The organism is Bacillota bacterium (genome assembly GCA_012839765.1).
GTDB lineage: Bacteria > Bacillota > Limnochordia > DUMW01 > DUMW01 > DUMW01.
This window is the reverse complement of the sequence record DUMW01000039.1, coordinates 1-17,208: the sequence shown is the minus strand read 5'-3', so window position 1 is coordinate 17,208 and position 17,208 is coordinate 1. Positions and strand designations below refer to the sequence as shown.

Annotated in this window: 13 protein-coding genes; 11 read left to right on the top strand and 2 right to left on the bottom strand. The window is 53.0% G+C overall.

Annotated features, from left to right (window positions below; translation table 11 throughout):
- Positions 1 to 1,298: 1,298 nt before the first annotated feature.
- Both GXX57_04070 and GXX57_04065 read left to right on the top strand, forming a co-directional pair.
- Positions 1,299 to 2,570 (top strand): extracellular solute-binding protein, encoded by a 1,272-nt coding sequence (locus tag GXX57_04070; protein HHV43829.1) that lies wholly within the window; start codon positions 1,299 to 1,301, stop codon positions 2,568 to 2,570.
- Between the two features lie 429 nt (positions 2,571 to 2,999).
- Positions 3,000 to 5,240 carry an FAD-dependent oxidoreductase gene (locus tag GXX57_04065; protein HHV43828.1) on the top strand — a complete coding sequence of 747 codons (2,241 nt, stop codon included), beginning with the start codon at positions 3,000 to 3,002 and terminating at the stop codon, positions 5,238 to 5,240.
- A gap of 438 nt (positions 5,241 to 5,678) precedes the next feature.
- On the opposite strand, the gene GXX57_04060 is transcribed toward GXX57_04065, so the two are convergent.
- Both GXX57_04060 and GXX57_04055 read right to left on the bottom strand, forming a co-directional pair.
- Positions 5,679 to 6,317: a hypothetical protein gene (locus tag GXX57_04060; GenBank protein ID HHV43827.1), complete on the bottom strand. Its 639-nt coding sequence runs from the start codon at positions 6,315 to 6,317 to the stop codon at positions 5,679 to 5,681.
- Between the two features lie 6 nt (positions 6,318 to 6,323).
- A complete protein-coding gene (locus tag GXX57_04055) occupies positions 6,324 to 7,172 on the bottom strand; it encodes a hypothetical protein (protein ID HHV43826.1) in 849 nt (282 codons plus the stop codon).
- A 497-nt stretch (positions 7,173 to 7,669) separates the two neighbouring features.
- Between GXX57_04055 and GXX57_04050 the strand changes: the two genes are divergently transcribed.
- The 9 genes from GXX57_04050 to GXX57_04010 all read left to right on the top strand — a co-directional run.
- On the top strand, positions 7,670 to 8,530 hold the full coding sequence (locus GXX57_04050; protein HHV43825.1) for a helix-turn-helix transcriptional regulator: 861 nt from the start codon (positions 7,670 to 7,672) through the stop codon (positions 8,528 to 8,530).
- A 429-nt stretch (positions 8,531 to 8,959) separates the two neighbouring features.
- Positions 8,960 to 10,660 (top strand): hypothetical protein, encoded by a 1,701-nt coding sequence (locus GXX57_04045; GenBank protein ID HHV43824.1) that lies wholly within the window; start codon positions 8,960 to 8,962, stop codon positions 10,658 to 10,660.
- A 283-nt stretch (positions 10,661 to 10,943) separates the two neighbouring features.
- The gene (locus GXX57_04040) at positions 10,944 to 11,843 is read left to right on the top strand and encodes a dihydrodipicolinate synthase family protein (protein HHV43823.1); all 900 of its coding nucleotides are present in this window, start codon (positions 10,944 to 10,946) and stop codon (positions 11,841 to 11,843) included.
- Between the two features lie 22 nt (positions 11,844 to 11,865).
- Positions 11,866 to 13,032, top strand: a complete 1,167-nt coding sequence (locus GXX57_04035) for a hypothetical protein (protein ID HHV43822.1) — start codon at positions 11,866 to 11,868, stop codon at positions 13,030 to 13,032.
- Positions 13,033 to 13,174: 142 nt separating this feature from the next.
- Entirely contained in the window at positions 13,175 to 14,197 is a 1,023-nt protein-coding gene (locus GXX57_04030; GenBank protein HHV43821.1) for an extracellular solute-binding protein, read from the top strand.
- On the top strand, positions 14,151 to 14,456 hold the full coding sequence (locus GXX57_04025) for a hypothetical protein (protein ID HHV43820.1): 306 nt from the start codon (positions 14,151 to 14,153) through the stop codon (positions 14,454 to 14,456). Before GXX57_04030 ends, GXX57_04025 begins: the two co-directional genes overlap by 47 nt.
- A gap of 285 nt (positions 14,457 to 14,741) precedes the next feature.
- Positions 14,742 to 15,779 carry a LacI family transcriptional regulator gene (locus tag GXX57_04020; protein HHV43819.1) on the top strand — a complete coding sequence of 346 codons (1,038 nt, stop codon included), beginning with the start codon at positions 14,742 to 14,744 and terminating at the stop codon, positions 15,777 to 15,779.
- A gap of 205 nt (positions 15,780 to 15,984) precedes the next feature.
- Positions 15,985 to 17,013 (top strand): Gfo/Idh/MocA family oxidoreductase, encoded by a 1,029-nt coding sequence (locus GXX57_04015; protein ID HHV43818.1) that lies wholly within the window; start codon positions 15,985 to 15,987, stop codon positions 17,011 to 17,013.
- A gap of 106 nt (positions 17,014 to 17,119) precedes the next feature.
- A partial coding sequence (locus GXX57_04010) for a transposase (protein HHV43817.1) occupies positions 17,120 to 17,208 on the top strand: 89 nt, incomplete at its 3' end.

The window sequence follows — 17,208 nt, the reverse complement described above, 5'->3', positions numbered from 1 at the left end:
GTTGATGTACAGACAACCCCTGTTCCAAGCACCACGTCTTCTGCGTCTGACCGCTGGCAAGGTATGCTCTCACACGTTCTTCCCAAAGCTGACGTTTGTCTTGGGTCACCACACCAGTCACCTCGCTTAGTCATGATGCTTCAATTATCCCACCATAACCAAGCTGGTGCTATGTGGGTCAGCTTTGACGTTTACGATCCTGTTTCGCAGATCCCGCCTCATAACTCCCTTGCTCTTCCCTCTGTCGACCCTCCTTCTGGTGGGAAAGATGGCTAAGTTCTTCTCGAAGCTTTAGATCTAGATGTACGATCGTCGTATCCCCTGGAACAGAGAAAACAAGCAAAACTGGCCCAATAGGCCCAGACGGGTTTTTGTTACTCTGCTGCGTTGTTGCTGGAAAGCTGAGGACTTGAGGAGGGGTTGGCGAAGAGGGAAGACCAGGGTTGTCCCTTTCCCGAAGGATGGGCATGTCTTTCTAGGTCTGCCTGAAGAGGGAATATCCAGGGCCAGGACCCGATGAAGGCTCCTGGCAGCAGTTGACTTGGCCCGGTGATCCCGGACCTGGGGTGTGCTTCCCTCTTCTACAAGAGTGTCTTCCCTTCACTGATAAGAGATACCCGCTGCAAGGCCCTGTCTGGTTTTTCTTGTGTACTCCTGCGCGGATCCGGTGCTCGTGTTTCACCAGTTTCCTATTGTGAAACAAGGACCTTTCTTGGAACAATGCATTCCTTGGAAACTATGTTCGGATTCTCACTGGAGAAGAAGGTAATAGACATGAAACGTCGAAGTATTGACTTGCGGGTCTCTTGGTGCAACTTGTGTAACAGAATGAACAGTCGGAGGAAGACTAGGAAACAGGAAGAGCGGTACATATTCCGGAGTTCCTGTGTTTGGCCGCGATGGGTGCGTAGCCCTGATTTCGACACACAACAAGGTGCCCGTTGCTTTACCCTTAAAACCGACGGCTATAGTTCTCACACCTCCTTTGTTCTCTACGGTATCGATGCACCGCTTGGCAATATCGGGACAAGTTCGAATTGGAAGCGGGGAGGTGTTCCTGCAGATGGTGGCCCTTTGTCTATGCTACCTCTCCAACAACTTGGTCTTACCGAAGTGGCGTAGTTGATTATCGGTCCTTTGAAGGGGTCCGGTGGTGATTGACTGTAGGAAGTAATCCTATGGATTCACTATTCCGAAGGGAGGTGAGGAGTTAGAGTTCCAAGTCATAGTGATTGCTCGTACGGGAAATTTGGTGAGTAGGTGAAGCCTATGCGTTAACGCAAGGAGGAAGAGAAGTAATGCGAAGAGCTGTACTGTTTCTTTGCCTGTTGGTTGCTCTGCAGTGTGTGCCCGCCTGGGCAGAACCGGTGACCATCACCTTCTGGCACATTTGGGGTGGCGACCGCTTGCCTTTGGTGGATTATGTGATCGAGGAGTTTGAACGGCTGCATCCGGATATCAAGGTGGAGCATCAGCTGCTCACCGCCGGTGAACGGTACCAAAAGATCCTGTTGGGAGCAGCGTCGGAGACGACGGCCGATGTGGTGATGGTGGGGGCTGAATCCATCGAATTGGGCCGGCTCGGTGCTCTCATCCCTTTGAATGAGTTCATCGAGAGGGAAGGACTGCAGCTTGATGAGATCTTCTATCCCTTTATCATTCCCTTGATTGAGGACCGGGGGAGTATCTACTACTTGCCCCAGTTGGGTGGTCCGCAAAACAACCTGCTGTATTACAACAAAACCATGTTTGAAGAGGTGGGACTGGACAGTCGGCGGGCGCCGGAAACCTGGCGGGAGCTGGAAGACTACGCCCGCAAATTGATGCGTTTTGACGGTGATCGCATCACCCGCATGGGTGTTGATGTGGTGGGTCATCCTTACGTTGATGGACGGGCGGCGCAAGTGCTGGAGTGGATGGTGAACAATGGCGCTTTGGCCTGGGACGGTCAGGAAGTGTTGTTTAACACCCCGGCGGGCGTCGATACCCTGCAGTGGATGCTGGATTTCACCAACGAGATCAATCGTACCTATAGTAGCATCAACGTCTTCTACTCGATGGTTGGTGGTGGGAATGCGGAGGAGTCGTTCCTGACGGAAACCGCGGCCATGTGTCTCAGTGGTCCCTGGACCTACTTCCAGGCCCAAAACCGCTTGGTTGACACGGGTATCGGTCTGCGCCCGCACAACGACCAAGAGTTTCGGGCCTATGCGGGGGCTAGTTGGGGCTATGGGATCTCCACCGCTAGCAAGCACAAGGAAGCAGCCTGGGAGTTTGTTAAGTTCATGACCATGGCCCAAGAGGGGGCCGGTTGGTTCACCCTGCAACAGGCCCGGCCGTCGGCGGTCATGGAGTTTAACCGGGATCCGGAATACTTCAACATGAATCCCTACTGGCCGGTGATTATCCAAGGGTTTGAGAGTGCCATCCCCTTGCCTTCAGCTCCCTCCGAGACCAACCGGGTTCTCTTCGATATGGTTACCAGTGTGATCCAAGAAGGTATGGATCCGCAAAGCGCAGTTACCGAGGCTCACCGGCAGCTGCAGAGGCTGTTTGACGAATGGAACTAAGGTTTAGCTGCGGCTTATTGAGCTGACAGTTGGTGGATTGGTGGGGTAGCCCGCCAATCCACCAACTTGCCGCCGTCCCGACCAGGACGTCGCAGCTTATTTCTGCCTAGTTCGTTCCGAAACAGGGAAAAATGAAAAGAGCAAGGAACCGTGGGGAGAAAGGGGAAAAACTCGGGATTCCGATGCTTTCTCCTAAGACCCAAAAAACCGGCTCTTTTGGCTTGTCCGGTGTTGAGTTGTCACCGGCTGAACTAAAGGAACCGGCGGGTGGAGTTCTGCCCCGGGGTTTCTTTTGGGACTAGCGGATCTTTCACGGATCCAGGGTCAAGGGACCTTTGCTAGCATTGTCCCCAGGATAATGACTAAAACAGTTTTTCAGTGTTCAAGGTTATCAGTTTGGAGCTTGCTTAGGTGAAGGGAGAAAACATGATGGAGTTTGCAAGACACAAGGTGACTAAGGATTTGATTGTGATTGGGGCTGGTATGCCGGGGATCTGCGCCGCCATCCAAGCGGCACGGCTGGGTCTTTCGGTGGCCTTGGTCAACAACCGCGGTGTTTTGGGAGGAAATGCCAGCCCTGAGATCAGGGTTACCGTAAGTGGCGCCGATGGTAGTGAAGAGTTTAACTTCTATGCCCGGGAGACGGGGATCCTGGAGGAGATTCGCCTGGAGAACCTCCACCGCAACCCCCAGGGCAACCCCTATGTGTGGGAAACGGTGCTGTTTGATTTCATCGGTCGGGAAGAGAATATCGAGTTGTTTTTGAATACCAATATTGACTGTGTGGAGACTGATGGCGACCGGATCGTATACGTTTCGGGGTCCCAGCAGGGGAGCGAAAAACGCTTCGACTTCTACGGACGTTTCTTCGTTGACAACACAGGGGACGGTACCGTGGGATACTTGGCCGGAGCCGAACATCGGATGGGTCGGGAAGCTAGGGCTGAGTTTGACGAGGGCATTGCCCCCGAGGAGGCGGACGAGGCGGTCTTGCCCAGTACTCTAACCTTCTACGCCCGGGATACGGGACGGCCTGTGCCCTTTAAGCGGCCGGACTTTGCCTTAGATCTGGCTGCCACCGACATCCTCCAGTACCGGCGGATTCCAGAGCGCACCAAGAACCGGACCTTCCGGATGGATACCTATCGTTTCCAATGGTACTACGAAATCCCGGGACGCTTCAACCAGATCGAAAACAGCGAAAAGGTTATGCAGATGCACCGGGAACTGGTCTACGGGATTTGGGATTATATCAAGAATAGCGGGAAATATGACAGTGAGACCTATGATCTGGAATACGTGGCCTGTATCCCAGGAAAGCGGGAGTCCCGCCGGCTGATGGGAGATTACATTCTCACCGAGAAGGACTTGGTGGAACAGCGGGACTTCGAGGATGTGGTGGGCCACGGTGGCTGGTCTATCGACCTGCACGCCATCGACGGTTTCTTCTCCAAGGAAGTCATCAACAAACACTATTTCCTCAAAGGCATCTACCAGATACCTTACCGCACCGGATATTCTAAGAATGTGGAGAACCTGTTCATGGCCGGACGGTGTATGTCCACTAGCCACGTGGCCTTTGGCAGCACCCGGGTCATGGCCACCCTGTGCACCTTAGCCCAAGCGGTGGGTATTGCCGCGTACCTGTGCATCAAGCACAACACCACTCCCCGGGGCATCTACGAGAAGCATATGAAGGAGCTGCAGCAGCTGCTGTTAGCCCATGACCAGTATGTGATTGGACACCGGAACGAAGATCCCCAGGACAAGGCCCCGAAGGCCAAGGTAACCGTATCTTCCACTTTGGAGTTTGCCCTGAAGGAAGCAGAAAACTACGTTGTGGCTGATCGGGATCTTGGGGTAATTTTGCCTGCCAAGGACCAGGTGGATAGTGTCAAGTTCTTGGCGCGAGTGGCGGAAGACACCAAGCTTGCCTACAAGGTCTATAGCAGTGGGAAGAAGGAGAATTATAGCCCTGACGTGCTTGTGACCAGCGGAGAGCTTTCCCTCGCCGCCAGTGCAGACTTCCACTGGATAGAGATTCCCGTAGGTCACGATTTCGGTGGGAAGAATATGTTTGTTGAACTGGGAGCAAACCCTCAGGTCTGCCTGGGGGTTACCACCAAGCAATTGCCGGGGGTCTTGTTACTGAGCAGACACGCGATCCAAAGTCCCACCATCTGGGATGCCATTACCCTGCAGAGGAAAGAGTACCTCTGGCGGAGTATGAAACACTCGCCCTGTTTCCAGGTTACCCCCGATCAGGACATCTATGGGGCCAGCAATATCACCAATGGATACCACCGGCCCTATGGGCTGCCCAATCTGTGGGCCTCGGCGGATCGGGTTACCGGTGAGTACGTGACGTTGGAGTTTGATGGGACCGAGGAGATCCGGGAGATTTGCTTCACCTTCGATTCGAACCTGAATGCACGGATCAACAACATTGAGGTGGAGTATGAACAAAACACCATTCCCGAGGTGGTCCGTGATTACGCGGTGTACTACCTGCGGGATGGGAAGGAATACAAACTCACCGAAGTGACAGGCAACTACCAGCGGGTGAACCGTTTGACCTTCGATCCGGTCCAGGCCGACGGGATTAAGGTGATTTTTCATAAGACAAACGGTGCTCCCCGGGTGGGACTTTACGAGATCCGAGTTTACTAACAAGACAGTCATATCCGACGAACCGAGCAGAGGTGTTACGGGTCCTTCATTCGGGGAAGCTTCCTCGAATGAAGGACCTTTGCTTCCTTCGCACATAGGATTTTGGTTATCTGAGATATGGGGGCTACATACGTTGGCAAGTTTTAATCGCCGTGTGCATTCCGGTCAGTACCGACAGGCATTGCGACTCAATTCAGTGAAGCCATTTCGATATCCAGAGATCTCAAGAGCGGTGCAACTATGAAGGAGTAGTAGGAGTCATGAGGTACAGCGTCTACAGTCTTTTGGACTTATCCGTGGGTGCAAAGCCAAGGCTAAGATTCTCCGGCCTTTGGGCATTGTCTGCTTGCAATCCGCTGCTGTGACCATCTGGTTTCGGCTCGGAAACGTGAAAAGCAGCCTCAACTTCATTGACCGGGCAATCCAACCGCTGCTGATTCAGAGTCTCAGGGTTCCCTGGGCCAGAAGGAGAAGGAGGGCTTCCCGTCCCCTTTGGTAGTGACGCCATTCGGCGGTGGCGAGGTGTTTGGAAACAGCCGCGTTGGAAATGCCTAGAAGCTCAGCCACGATCCTTTGGGTACCATGCTCTTCGAGGAGTTTAACCACCCGGCGTTGTTGCTCCGTCCATCGCATCCGTAAACAGCACAGGAGATTTCCGAGGGCGGTGGCGGTGCGATCCCACGGCTCGCCGAATCCGGCTAGTTCAATGGTGGCACGTTCCCTTTTGGCATTGGTGATGGCCTGTTGGGCCCTGTACCACGCCGGACCGTCCATGCCAATGGCCTGTTTTTGTAGTTTGGTGCTCAAGGAACCATACCCGATGCCGAAACGGGTCTCGATAGGCAGCAGAAAATCGATGAAGAATTCGACGATGTCCCACGTTGCTTTGTGGGCATCGGGGAATAAAAGCCCTTGGATTTCATCCCCGTGGGTCACAATGAATTCGGCGGCTAAGGATGATGCGAATCTCCTGTTAACCTCGTTTACCCCCGTCACTAGTTTCTCCTGGGCTTGACTCCGGTTGGGTAATTTGCGGGAGCCGACCAAGTCCAGTTTCATGGCCAGATAGTAGTTCACTGGGTTTCACCTACTTCCAAAACCTGATACGAGAATACCGGCCACAAGGGCGATTAGGGTGCTGTAAAGGGTGCCCATGAGATAGTATTCTGCGAAGGTGGCTTCCTCCTGGATCTGTTTGAATCGGGCCACCGATTTGGCGGTGAGGACAAGTCCAATCAGCCCGTACTGAGAGACTAGCACCAAGGTGCAGATGATCCAGCGTTCCAAAACACCGATAACCCGCCCTGCTTGTAGGGTGTTAAGCCCTCGGGATTCGGAAGTGGCAGCCATCTCCAACTGCCCTGCTCTCTCCAGGATAGATTGCGGAACCATCTCGGGTAGTAGTAAATCGTCGGCCTTGTCCACCAGCCAGCGAATGACGAAGTTAGCAGGTTGGGCTAGGAGAATGTATGTACAAAGGTAAAGCACCGCAAGAGCTCCGGTGCCATCAAGGAGTTGCTCCATGGTAAAGGAGAGCTGCAACTTCGCCGTCGGGCCGAGGATTAGCCCTAAAAGGACTATGCCCAGCATGGGCAGGAAGTATAACCACCGGCAGCGGATCCCGTATTGTTTTTGCATCAGTCCTTGGACCGGCGTGATGAGCAGCTCGGTACTACCGAGGCTGCAGGTGAGGAGGATGATCGGCAGGAACCACCAACTAGGTCGATAGGCGAAAAACAACAATAGGGCGAGGACGGCGCCGTGGGTGATGCGGTAGCCGAGGTAAAGGGTGTACCCGGGGGGATTCAAGGCGAATACCGGCTCGAACCATTGCTTGAGGCCATATTCGGTCCACAGACATAGGGTGATCAATACCGTTGTGGAGATGAACAAGGACATAGCCATGCCCCCCTTGGTTTCGATTAACTCCATGAAGTTAAAAACGAACTTTTAACGGTTCTAAGTTAATTTCGTCTTCCCCCAGGGAAAATCCTCCCGGTGCGGTGTTAACCCTTAGGAGTTATTTGATGAGTTATAACCCAGAAGGGTTAAACACGACACCGAAGAGGAATATCCCAGGCGATCGCAAAACTGGCCAGTTATTCCAGAAGGAAAGTCTTCGTTTACTAGCGAGAATACTGAACTACTGCGCTGTGGACGATGGAAGGTCGCTAATTCTTGCTTTGCGGGTGAGTCTCCTTGGTTTTCATGAACCTTTGCTAGGGCAGGCGCTTCAACCAACGCGTATTGGGATCAGGGTACAGCCCTTTTCTTCGGCTTTCGGAGTTGGTTTAGACGAGGGTATCTTTGGCTACCAGAAAGATGGGCAGGTGTCCAGGGAGGGAAGCCCTCTTTGCTGAGCGAAGATATTATGCTACTGTCTAGTGGGTGGTAGGGCTTATCGATTCTAACTTTGCGGGTGATTTTTCTTGGTCTTCCATGAACTCTTGCCGTCATATTGGCTGACGGTGCTTCGTCGGTTTCCCATCTTCGTGCGGCACGATGGGAATATAGATTACCGGACGCCGATGCACAAGCAGCCGGGTATTGAGATCCACTTTGCCTGTCAAGGATACTCTACGTTCTATATCGAGGACCAATCGTACAGCCATAACAAATGGTCGCTGATCATGTTCGACGCATCCACACCCCACCGGGTCATCTCCGATGGGCCCTTCGACCGGGTGGTGGTCCTATTTGCCCCCGATGGGAGAACAGGAAACATGTGGCTGGAGATGCTGGTCCTGGAGGAACTGAGGAGGAGTTTCCCTATTAGCCTATCCTTTCCCTCGAAGGGAGGAGGTGAGGAAGTAAAGGGTCTTTTTCTAGCTTTGGCCGATGAGTTCAACAACAGCCGGCCGGCCCGGTCCTCCATGCTCTGTGGTCTGCTTAACCAACTGATCGCTTTGATCTATCGCAGTTACCTTGGTCAAAACCAACAGGGATCGGTTCTGCACCGTCAGCTGAGTTGGGATCGGGATCCTGTGGCTGCCGTCCAGGAATACATCCATCAGCACTTGGATGAATCAATACAAGTAAGCCATCTTGCCAGCGTCTTCAATGTTAGTCCAGAACATCTGTCCCGTACCTTCAAACGGCAAACAGGTCTTACCGTTCAACAGTATGTGCGCATGATGCGGATTACCAAGGCTCAGCACCTGATTGCTGAGACCAACCTCCCCTTAACGGACATTGCCGAAGAATGTGGCTTCAAGAGTCTGTCCCATTTCTCCCGGGTTTACAAGGAAGTCGTTGGTGTGCCTCCTTCCCAGTGGCAAGGTGATAAGTAGTTGCAGGTGGGTTTTTCATGGTTAAGCTTGATGTCACTTAAGCTGCCACTTTGACCTGGGGAAACCGACTATAGGCAGCATCGCCGTCATCAAGGAGACTCTCTACGCGTTAGTGGAAAAAATTGTACTTTTAGGAAGGAGTTTGAAAGCAAGCAACGAATAATATATGCAGACTAGGTTAACCGGATATACCTACAGAACGGAAAATCACCGGTAACGCACGGGCCAAATCCAATGATAATAAGGTATAAGCGCATGGTTATGTGTTCAGAATAAGCTGAACGACCCGGGAACCGTTGCCGTAGGAGCTGGGTGCGGGAGCAGAGAAAACAGCCGAGTCAAGAAAAGGGAGGATTCCAAGGTCCACATAGTGTGTGGACAAACGGGTTTAGAGTCTCCACTGAGGTTTTTGGAAAGTGAGGGGCATGGATGATGGTAAAAGCAGGGAGCGGACACTTTAGACTGGTCGCTATCATAGGCCTATTGGTTTTCGGTATGCTCATTGTTTCCAGAGTCGGTGCCGAGGCAGCGTCGTATTTGATATTTGACATGCAGGATCAGGGAAGGACCATCGAAAACAAGTTTAGTGTATTAAACAGTTGGTTTTATGATCCCACCTGGCGAAGCGATGCAGCCGAACAGCCCGAAGATTATATGGCATCAAACTTTCCCTTCGTCGAGACCGTACAACTGATGACGGCTACCGGTGGTGTTGACTGGCGGGATCTTTTTAACGATCCATACAACCGAAATGTATGGTGGGATTACAACTTCGAGAAACTGAAGGACGCGATCCGTCAGGTGCTGCGACAGGGCCTGAAGCCGTACATTAAGACGGGTAACGTCCCTGAGAAGTATAGTTCACCTCCGGTGATCGGTGTGGAATTTGGGGCCAATTTGCGTCCCCCCGACGACTATGAGATCTACTATCGGTATATTAAGGCTTTAGCGGAGGACTTGGTCAAGGAGTTCGGCATCGATGAGGTGAAGACCTGGATGTGGGGTGTACTCACCGAGTATGAGAACAAAGCCTGGTTCGACGCCGGCACGCCGGAAGAGACGAAAATAGCGTACTTTAAGCTTTATGACTATACCGTGGCTGCCTTGGAGGATGTGCTGGGCCCGGAAAACGTCATCGTGGGTGCCCACAGTATGAGCGTCCTCGAGGGCTATTGGGATGAGCGGGAGTTCATCGAACATGTGGCCCGGGGTGTGAATCATAGGACCGGAGCGGTCGGTACCCAAATAGACTTTCTGGCCGTTTCCTTCTATGATCGGACACTGCGCGGTTTGGATCATGCTAAGCTTATTGAAACCGTGAGCTTGGTCCGGGAAAAGGCCGAAGAGGTGGGTCTTGCGGGTCTGCGCTACGGTGTTGACGAGGGCCGCATACTGCAGGGATGGGATTCTAAACCTCTTGTCTCGGCGGCTTTAAACCTGTCGGCCCAGGGAGCTGCCGATGCTAAGTTGTTTAAGGTACTGGTGGACCATGACATCGATTGGTTCGCATTGTGGAGCCTGTCTACCGGCGGCACCTGGGGCGGTGCCAATGCCATTGGGAGTAATATTGCCAATCTGACCTACCGCATGGTGGGTGATACCCGCATAGGCGGTGAAGTGGTGTGCCGTTCAGAACATACCCATGTGGATATTGATGGACTGGCTTCCTACGATGCCGAGACCCAAACCCTGCGCCTTTTGGTGTATAACGTGCAGCGGGATCCTTTCTCCCGTATCGACGACGAAGTGATCATGGAGATTCGCAACATCGCCGCGGTCGATGGTGGGACAGTTACCTTGGAATTATGGCGAGTTGATGATGACCATGCTAACTGGTGGCCGGCCTGGGAGGCTGACGAGAGGGAACGGGGGCTTACCGATTCCGACTATAACAACTGGTCCAAGTATTCTGTGGAGATTCCGGAGGTGTTGCGGAACCCAGCGGACCAGGAGTTCTGGCGTACTCGGGAGCCTGTTTACTATGAGCTCAGCCAACTAAGGTCGACGGTGTTGAAAGTGTCGATCCAAGATGGAATCCTGGAGATTTCCGATTACTTGCCAGGTCACGGCGTGGCCTTCTACGAGATTCGTGGGGTCGTACCGGCTCAGAAAAAGGCCGTGACCAATTGAACTGAGAAAACTAGGGCGAGTGAGGATACCTTACCCTTGCCTGCGAACTCGGAATGGAATCGAAAGAAGACTGATCCTAAAAGGAGGATTTGGAATAGCCACAGCATAAGTAATGAGTTAAGCGGATATACCAAACCGGGCCATAATACTAGAATAGGTTAGCTATAAATTCGACAATAATCACGGGATAACCGATTGGTTATCGACGATTGAGAATCGTGGTCCTCGGACTGCCTATGTGAAACGGGACGAGGGAACCGCAAGAGAAGCAGGTGTTGAGGAAATGGACGGTAAACGGCAGAAGACAAGCGGGGAAGCAGAGTTGTTTCGGGGCGTGATGAGCTTGCTTCTCACCCCATTCGATGCTGACAAAGGCATCGATTGGTATACATACGATGCCTATGTGGATTGGCAATTGTCCCAGAAACCCCATGGGCTTTTCGCCGTGTGCGGTTCCAGCGAGATGAAGTGGCTCAATTTGCAGGAGCGCTTGGCGTTGGCAGAAAGAGCCGTGTTCCGGGCGAAGGATGTTCGGGTTTTGGCGGTGGCCAATCTCCATCCCGATCCCGAAAGGCATCGGGAGGAACTGGATAGAATGGTCGCCACTGGTGTTTCTGGTGTTGTCTTGGTTCCCTATGACGGTTTGGCGCTGGATGTGGTTAAGCTGGAGGAGTATTTCACCGCTCTTATCGAAGCTTCGCCGGTGCCTGTCTTCCTTTACGAATGGCCCCAGGTGGAACCCCACCTGTTGCCCGTAGAAGTCTTCACCCGGTTAGTGGCTCGAGGAGCGGTGGGAATCAAAGATACCACTTGTACCATGGAGGGTATTACCGCCAAGATTAATTCAGCGCCCAAAGCGATTGTTTATCAGGCTAATACGCCCTTTGCTCGTGATGCCATTGCGGCTGGGGCTGGGGGAATAATGACCATCACCTCCACCTGCTATACCGATTTGGTTGTTCGTTTTTGGTGGGCTGTCACTCAGAAGGATGAAATAGCCGCTGTGTTACACAGGGAGCTAGTCTTCCTTGACTCCCTCCTTATTCGGGGGCATCCACAGGCGGCCAAGTATGTTGTGCATCTCCGGGGAATGGAGTTCCCCCTTTATACCCGCTGGCCAGTAAAGCTCGAACCCCAGGTGCTACGGGCCCTCGATGCGTGGTATACCTGCAGTAGAATTTGATTTCACGAAAGGAGTGGTAGATATGCAGAACGGTCCTACCAAGACCCCGCCTTCACCGATTACCAACCTTTGGGGTCAAAGGGAACCGGTTTTCCTTGAGACCGACTGTACGGTGGTGTTCCAAGGTACCGAAGGAGCAGCCTTTAGCCATCATCCCCAGCTTACAGCTGCCTTCGGTCGGCTGTATGCCACCTGGTCCTGTGGAGAACGGGACGAGGACGATGTGGGCCAAAGGATGGTGATGTCGGTATCCGAGGACGGAGGGATAACCTGGAGTCCGCCCAGGACCGTTATGGAATCTGCCACCGGAGAGTTTGCCCCAGGGGTCATTACAAACGGCGGCCTTCGGGCAGTAGGGGGTCTACTCATTGCCTACTACGGTCACTACGAGTTCACCCAGGCGGGATTGGTGAATGGTCGTCGGCAGCCAAAGGGGGCAGGGGAAGCCCCCCAAGAGGAATGGTGGCACCAGAAGACCTATTGCGGCGCCCGGGTTTCCAAAGATATGGGCGCCACCTGGGAAGAACCCCAGGTGGTGGTGGATCGCTTCGTCCCCAACTGGGGGCCGGTGCCCACTAGTACAGGCCGACTAATCATGACCGGAAACCTCTGGTTCCCCTACACCGAAGATCCTCTGGGTTTGCAAGGCTGGCAGATCGCCGGAGTACCACGGCTTCCCCAGTGGTATGTCGACGATCCTGAGGGTTTCCATAAGGGTTGCCGATATCGGGGGGATCGGGGTAAGTTTTGTGAAGGTTCCTTCTTTGAGACCGATGATGGTGTTTTACATATGATGCTGCGGACACAGGAGCATTACTTGGCCGTTTCCACAAGCTTCGACCAGGGGGTTACTTGGTCAGAACCCAGCCCTACTTCCTATGTTGATGGCAACAGCAAGCACCAATTTGGTCGTCTTTACGACGGTAGGTTCTACGCCCTGAGTACACCGGATCCCCGTGGCGCCCGTACCCCCCTTGTGTTGGCCTTAAGTGATGATGGCCGCCTGTTTGACCGCCACTACATCCTAGGCAGTGAGCCCTGTGGTAGTCCCCGGCTGCCTGGTCTGCACAAAGGGGGACGTTACGGTTATCCCCACTTTATAACTGTGGACAACATGGGATATGTCATCTATTCGGTCTATAAGGAGGATATTGTGGTCTGTCGTTTCCCATTGGCGGCTTTGAAGTAGCGTGAAGCTTGGGTAAGCCTCGGAAAGGACGTATCCGAGACCAGGAAGGTACCACCGTGGAGAAGGGGGGGGACGAGAAAGATTCAAAGCTTTTCAGCTTTATTATTCAAACAAATATTACTAAAGAAGGAGATGAAGAAAGGTGCAGTTTTATAGGCGATTAGTATCGGTTGCTCTGTTGGTCTTGTTGGTGTCATCTGCGGTAGCCTTTGGAGAAAGTGTGAAACTCACCTTTATGACTTTCGGTCCTGACAGTCTACTAGATGCTTACCGGGAAGCAATCGAGATATTTGAGGCGGAGAATCCCGGTGTTACCATCGACTTTCAACCGGCTACAGGCCCCGTAGACTTGAAGGACAAAGCTTTGGTGGCCTTTGCCGGTGGGATCGGTCCGGATCTCATCGGTGGAGATGACTCCGTGGCCTATGCTCTCATTGATGGAGACTGTCTTTTAGAGGTCAGCGAATTGGTGGCAAATGATCCCGAAATAGAACAAGTAAGAAACTCTTTGTTACCGGGTCTGTGGGAGATGAGCCTTTACAGCGGGAAACGGTACACCATTCCCATGTCCGTAGCCCTGGCCGACTGGTATCTGAACATCGACCATTTTGAAAGCTCCGGCTTGGCTTTGCCCGATGAGGATTGGACCTGGGACGATTTCCTCAGCCTTGCCCGACGCCTGGTGGTGTATGACGGTGACAAAATGGTCCGGGGGGCCTATGCGGTGCAGGCCAATGCTCTTCATGAGATTCTACCGTGGATGATCCAGGCCGGAGGTCTCCCCTTTGATGATTGGGCTGCCCCCACCAAAGCCACGTTCAGCAGTCCAGAGGTTACCGAGGCCATGCAGTTTCTGTACGATCTCCGGTGGGAATACGGGGTGGCACCCAAACCCTGGGAACTGACCGGTGGAACGATTACCATGTTCATGCTGGGTGAAGTCTCCATGCTTACCCATTGGCCGGCCCGGGTGGGTCAGTTTGCCCGGGAGGGTGTAGGTATCCTTCAAGTGGACTGTCCATCGTGCTCCCCAGTACAGGGCGCGGTCTGTCATCGGTGCGGTGGACGGTGTCAAGATTGGCGCTCAAACGAAGCACCCCGAGGTGGCCTGGGCGTTCTTGAAATTCCTGGTACGCCCAGATATCCAGCGGATCCTCGCCCCTAACTTCCAGATTCCCGCTGTACATGAAGTGGCCGCTTCCGACGACTGGCTGAACAATCCTATTCCCGGTGTGAACAAGTTGGCCTTCCTCAAAGATGCAGAGTTCGTATTCAACCGGGTGCAGGATCCCGCTGTAGCTAGCGACATCGATCGGATCTTCTTGGAAGAGTGGAATCTATGCTTTGAACAGGACAAGACTCCCGTCTCGACCATGATTAGTAACCTTGATGCTCGGATTAATGCCCTGTTGGCGGGAGAATAACCTGAGCTAGATTTGGCAGGATGCCGGCGGTTTTTCCGCCGGTACCCCCTAGCGCGTCATATTGAAAGCTTCGCTTCTTTAAGGAAAGCATCCGACCTTTGCTTTTCCGCACAGGGAGTTTAGCAAACTAAACTAATAAAGACTGTCGGTGCTGGAGAGGCTGTGTCGATGTTCAAAGCAGAGATTATGCGTTATTTGGTGAGTAAGCTTCTTGATCTTGAGGAATGGGTGTTTTAGAATTAGGTATAAGTGTTTAACCTTAGCAGCATTTGGAGGAACGCGGTAATGGTATCATTGAAAGACGTTGCCAAGGAAGCGGGGGTTTCAGTATGTACCGTTTCCCGGGTGATCAACAACACATACCAGCAGAGGGTGAGTGACGCTACCCGTAAGCGGGTGCTCGCAGCCATTAAGAGGCTCAACTATGAACCTAACGTCAGTGCCCGGGCCTTGGCCCGGAAACAGACGTTCCTGCTGGGCGTTGTGGTTTCCAGTCTTGCTGCTTCCTTCATGGCGGAGATTGTCCAAGGAATCCAGGATGAGGCGGACAAATCTGATTACAGCCTACTGTTTTACAGCACTGGTGATAGTGTCACTAAGGAAAAGGCCGGGTTTGAAGCGCTGCGGCGCAAGCGGGTAGATGGAATCATCTACATGCCTGGGGCTTCCTCTTTCTGTTCTAGCCGCGAGGGGATAGAATACCTCAATGACCTCATCCACCGGGGGATTAAAATCGTGCAGTTGTGTTCCAACCATCCCCAGGTGAACTCGCCTTACGTTCTGGTAGATAATGAGGCCGGGGGCTATATGGCCACAAAACACCTGTTGGAATTGGGTCATACCCGAATCGCCCACTTTCATGAGCAACGCACCAGGGAAGGTCAGGAAAGATTCCAAGGATACAGGTTGGCCTTAGAAGTGGCTGGTGTATCCCTGCTTCCAGAACTGGTAGTGCCCTGCCACTATGATTGGCAAAGCGGGTATGAAGCCATGGAAAAGCTCTTGGACAGTCATAACCCACCCACCGCGGTCTTCGCCTGTGACGATATGTCCGCGTGGGGAGCGATGCAGGCTGTCTTGGACCGGGGTCTGCGGGTACCGGAAGATGTGGCGGTGGTAGGGTACGATGATCTGGCCATCGCAAAATTCATGCCCGCAGCTTTAACCACTGTCCATCAGCCCAAGGCTGACCTAGGCGCTGCTGCGGTGCGGCTGCTTCTTAAACAGATCGAGCAAAAGGACGTCTCCAGCGTAGTGATCCAACCGGAGTTGGTGGTGCGTCAGTCCTGTGGATCGTACAGGGGCCCGCGTTTTCGTGCCTAGTGTTTTGCTTTTGTTTGCCGGAAAACCAGCCTTGTTTTCAGGTTAGACCTGGAGTAGGGTGTCCTGGGTAGAGGGCAAATCTGCCATGTTTGGTTAAACGGTTATACCTGATCGGGCAACCACCATTCTATACTTCCGGGGAAAAAGAAGGTAAAGTGTGGTATTGCCGCACGTATATATCAATGTATGAGCGGGGTGTTTATCTGTGGGAAAACTGCGAGTGGGAATTATTGGTTGTGGTGCCATTGCGGAAAACGTGCATTTGCCAGGATACAAGCGCCTTCCTGATTTGGTGGAGGTGGTGGCTCTGTGTGATATAGATATGCAGATCCTGAGGGACGTAGGAGAAAGGTACGGTGTGAACGACCGCTACAGCGATTGGCGGGAACTAGTTGCCCGGGAGGATATCGACGTGGTTAGCGTTTGTACCCCCAACTACCTCCACACTGAGCAGACCATTGCTGCCCTAAAGGCAGGCAAGCACGTACTGTGCGAAAAACCCATGGCTACCAGTGTCCCGGATGCCCAGGCTATGATAAGGGCCAGCGAGGAGTCGGGGAAGAAGCTTTTCGTGGGGTTTACCCACCGGTTTATGAATCATAATGTCAAAGCTAAAGAGATGGTGGACGCGGGTATCATCGGCGAACCATACATTATGCGGATTAGGTTTTCCCACGATGGACCCTACAAAAGCTGGTCCGCCAAAACCGATTGGTTTTTTGATCCCCAAAGGGCCCACGGTGGTGCCTTGTTGGATATGGGTATCCACGCCATTGATCTGATGCGCTGGTTCTTTGGCGAAGTCACTGCAGTGACGGCCACCTGTGGTACCTACGTGAAGGACATAGCGGTGGAGGATACGGCGGTGCTCACTCTGGAATTCGGCCCCAAGAAGATCGGCTACATCGAGGTGGGCTGGAGCACAAAACCGGGTGCTATTGGTTTTGAGCTCTATGGCACCGAAGGGACCCTAATCAACGACTATTCCACCCCCCTACGCCTGTACTTAGAGCAGGGACAGGCGAAGGTTTTCGCCGTGGATGACTATGCCGCCGGGTGGACGGAGATTACCGACTGCCAAGGTGGAGGGTGGGATACGGAGATTGAAGCGTTTGTGCAAAGTATTCTAGAGGATCGATTAATCTCCACCGGCGGCGAGGGGGGGCTTGCCGCAGTGGCCGTTGCTGAAGCCGCATATGAATCCGCCCGCCTAGGCAAACGCATTGAACTTTAAGACTTGGTGAATACCTTTGTTTTGTAGGATAGGGAGCCTGTCTCATTGAGTCAGGGAGGGTTTCCAAAGGAAGTCACGCCAGTATTCTGATGAGTTCAAGGAGAAGATCATTCAAGAGTGCCAAGAAGTAGGGAATGTCGCACTTGTTGCCAGGCGCTATGAGATTTCTCCCAACACCATCCATACTTGGCTGAG

Bases quoted from the DNA above. Each gene is read 5' to 3' on its own strand.
- GXX57_04070 (HHV43829.1), top strand. From the start codon at position 1,299: ATGCGAAGAGCTGTACTGTTTCTTTGCCTGTTGGTTGCTCTGCAGTGT.
- GXX57_04065 (HHV43828.1), top strand. From the start codon at position 3,000: ATGGAGTTTGCAAGACACAAGGTGACTAAGGATTTGATTGTGATTGGG.
- GXX57_04055 (HHV43826.1), bottom strand. From the start codon at position 7,172: ATGGAGTTAATCGAAACCAAGGGGGGCATGGCTATGTCCTTGTTCATC.
- GXX57_04045 (HHV43824.1), top strand. From the start codon at position 8,960: ATGATGGTAAAAGCAGGGAGCGGACACTTTAGACTGGTCGCTATCATA.
- GXX57_04040 (HHV43823.1), top strand. From the start codon at position 10,944: ATGGACGGTAAACGGCAGAAGACAAGCGGGGAAGCAGAGTTGTTTCGG.
- GXX57_04035 (HHV43822.1), top strand. From the start codon at position 11,866: ATGCAGAACGGTCCTACCAAGACCCCGCCTTCACCGATTACCAACCTT.
- GXX57_04020 (HHV43819.1), top strand. From the start codon at position 14,742: ATGGTATCATTGAAAGACGTTGCCAAGGAAGCGGGGGTTTCAGTATGT.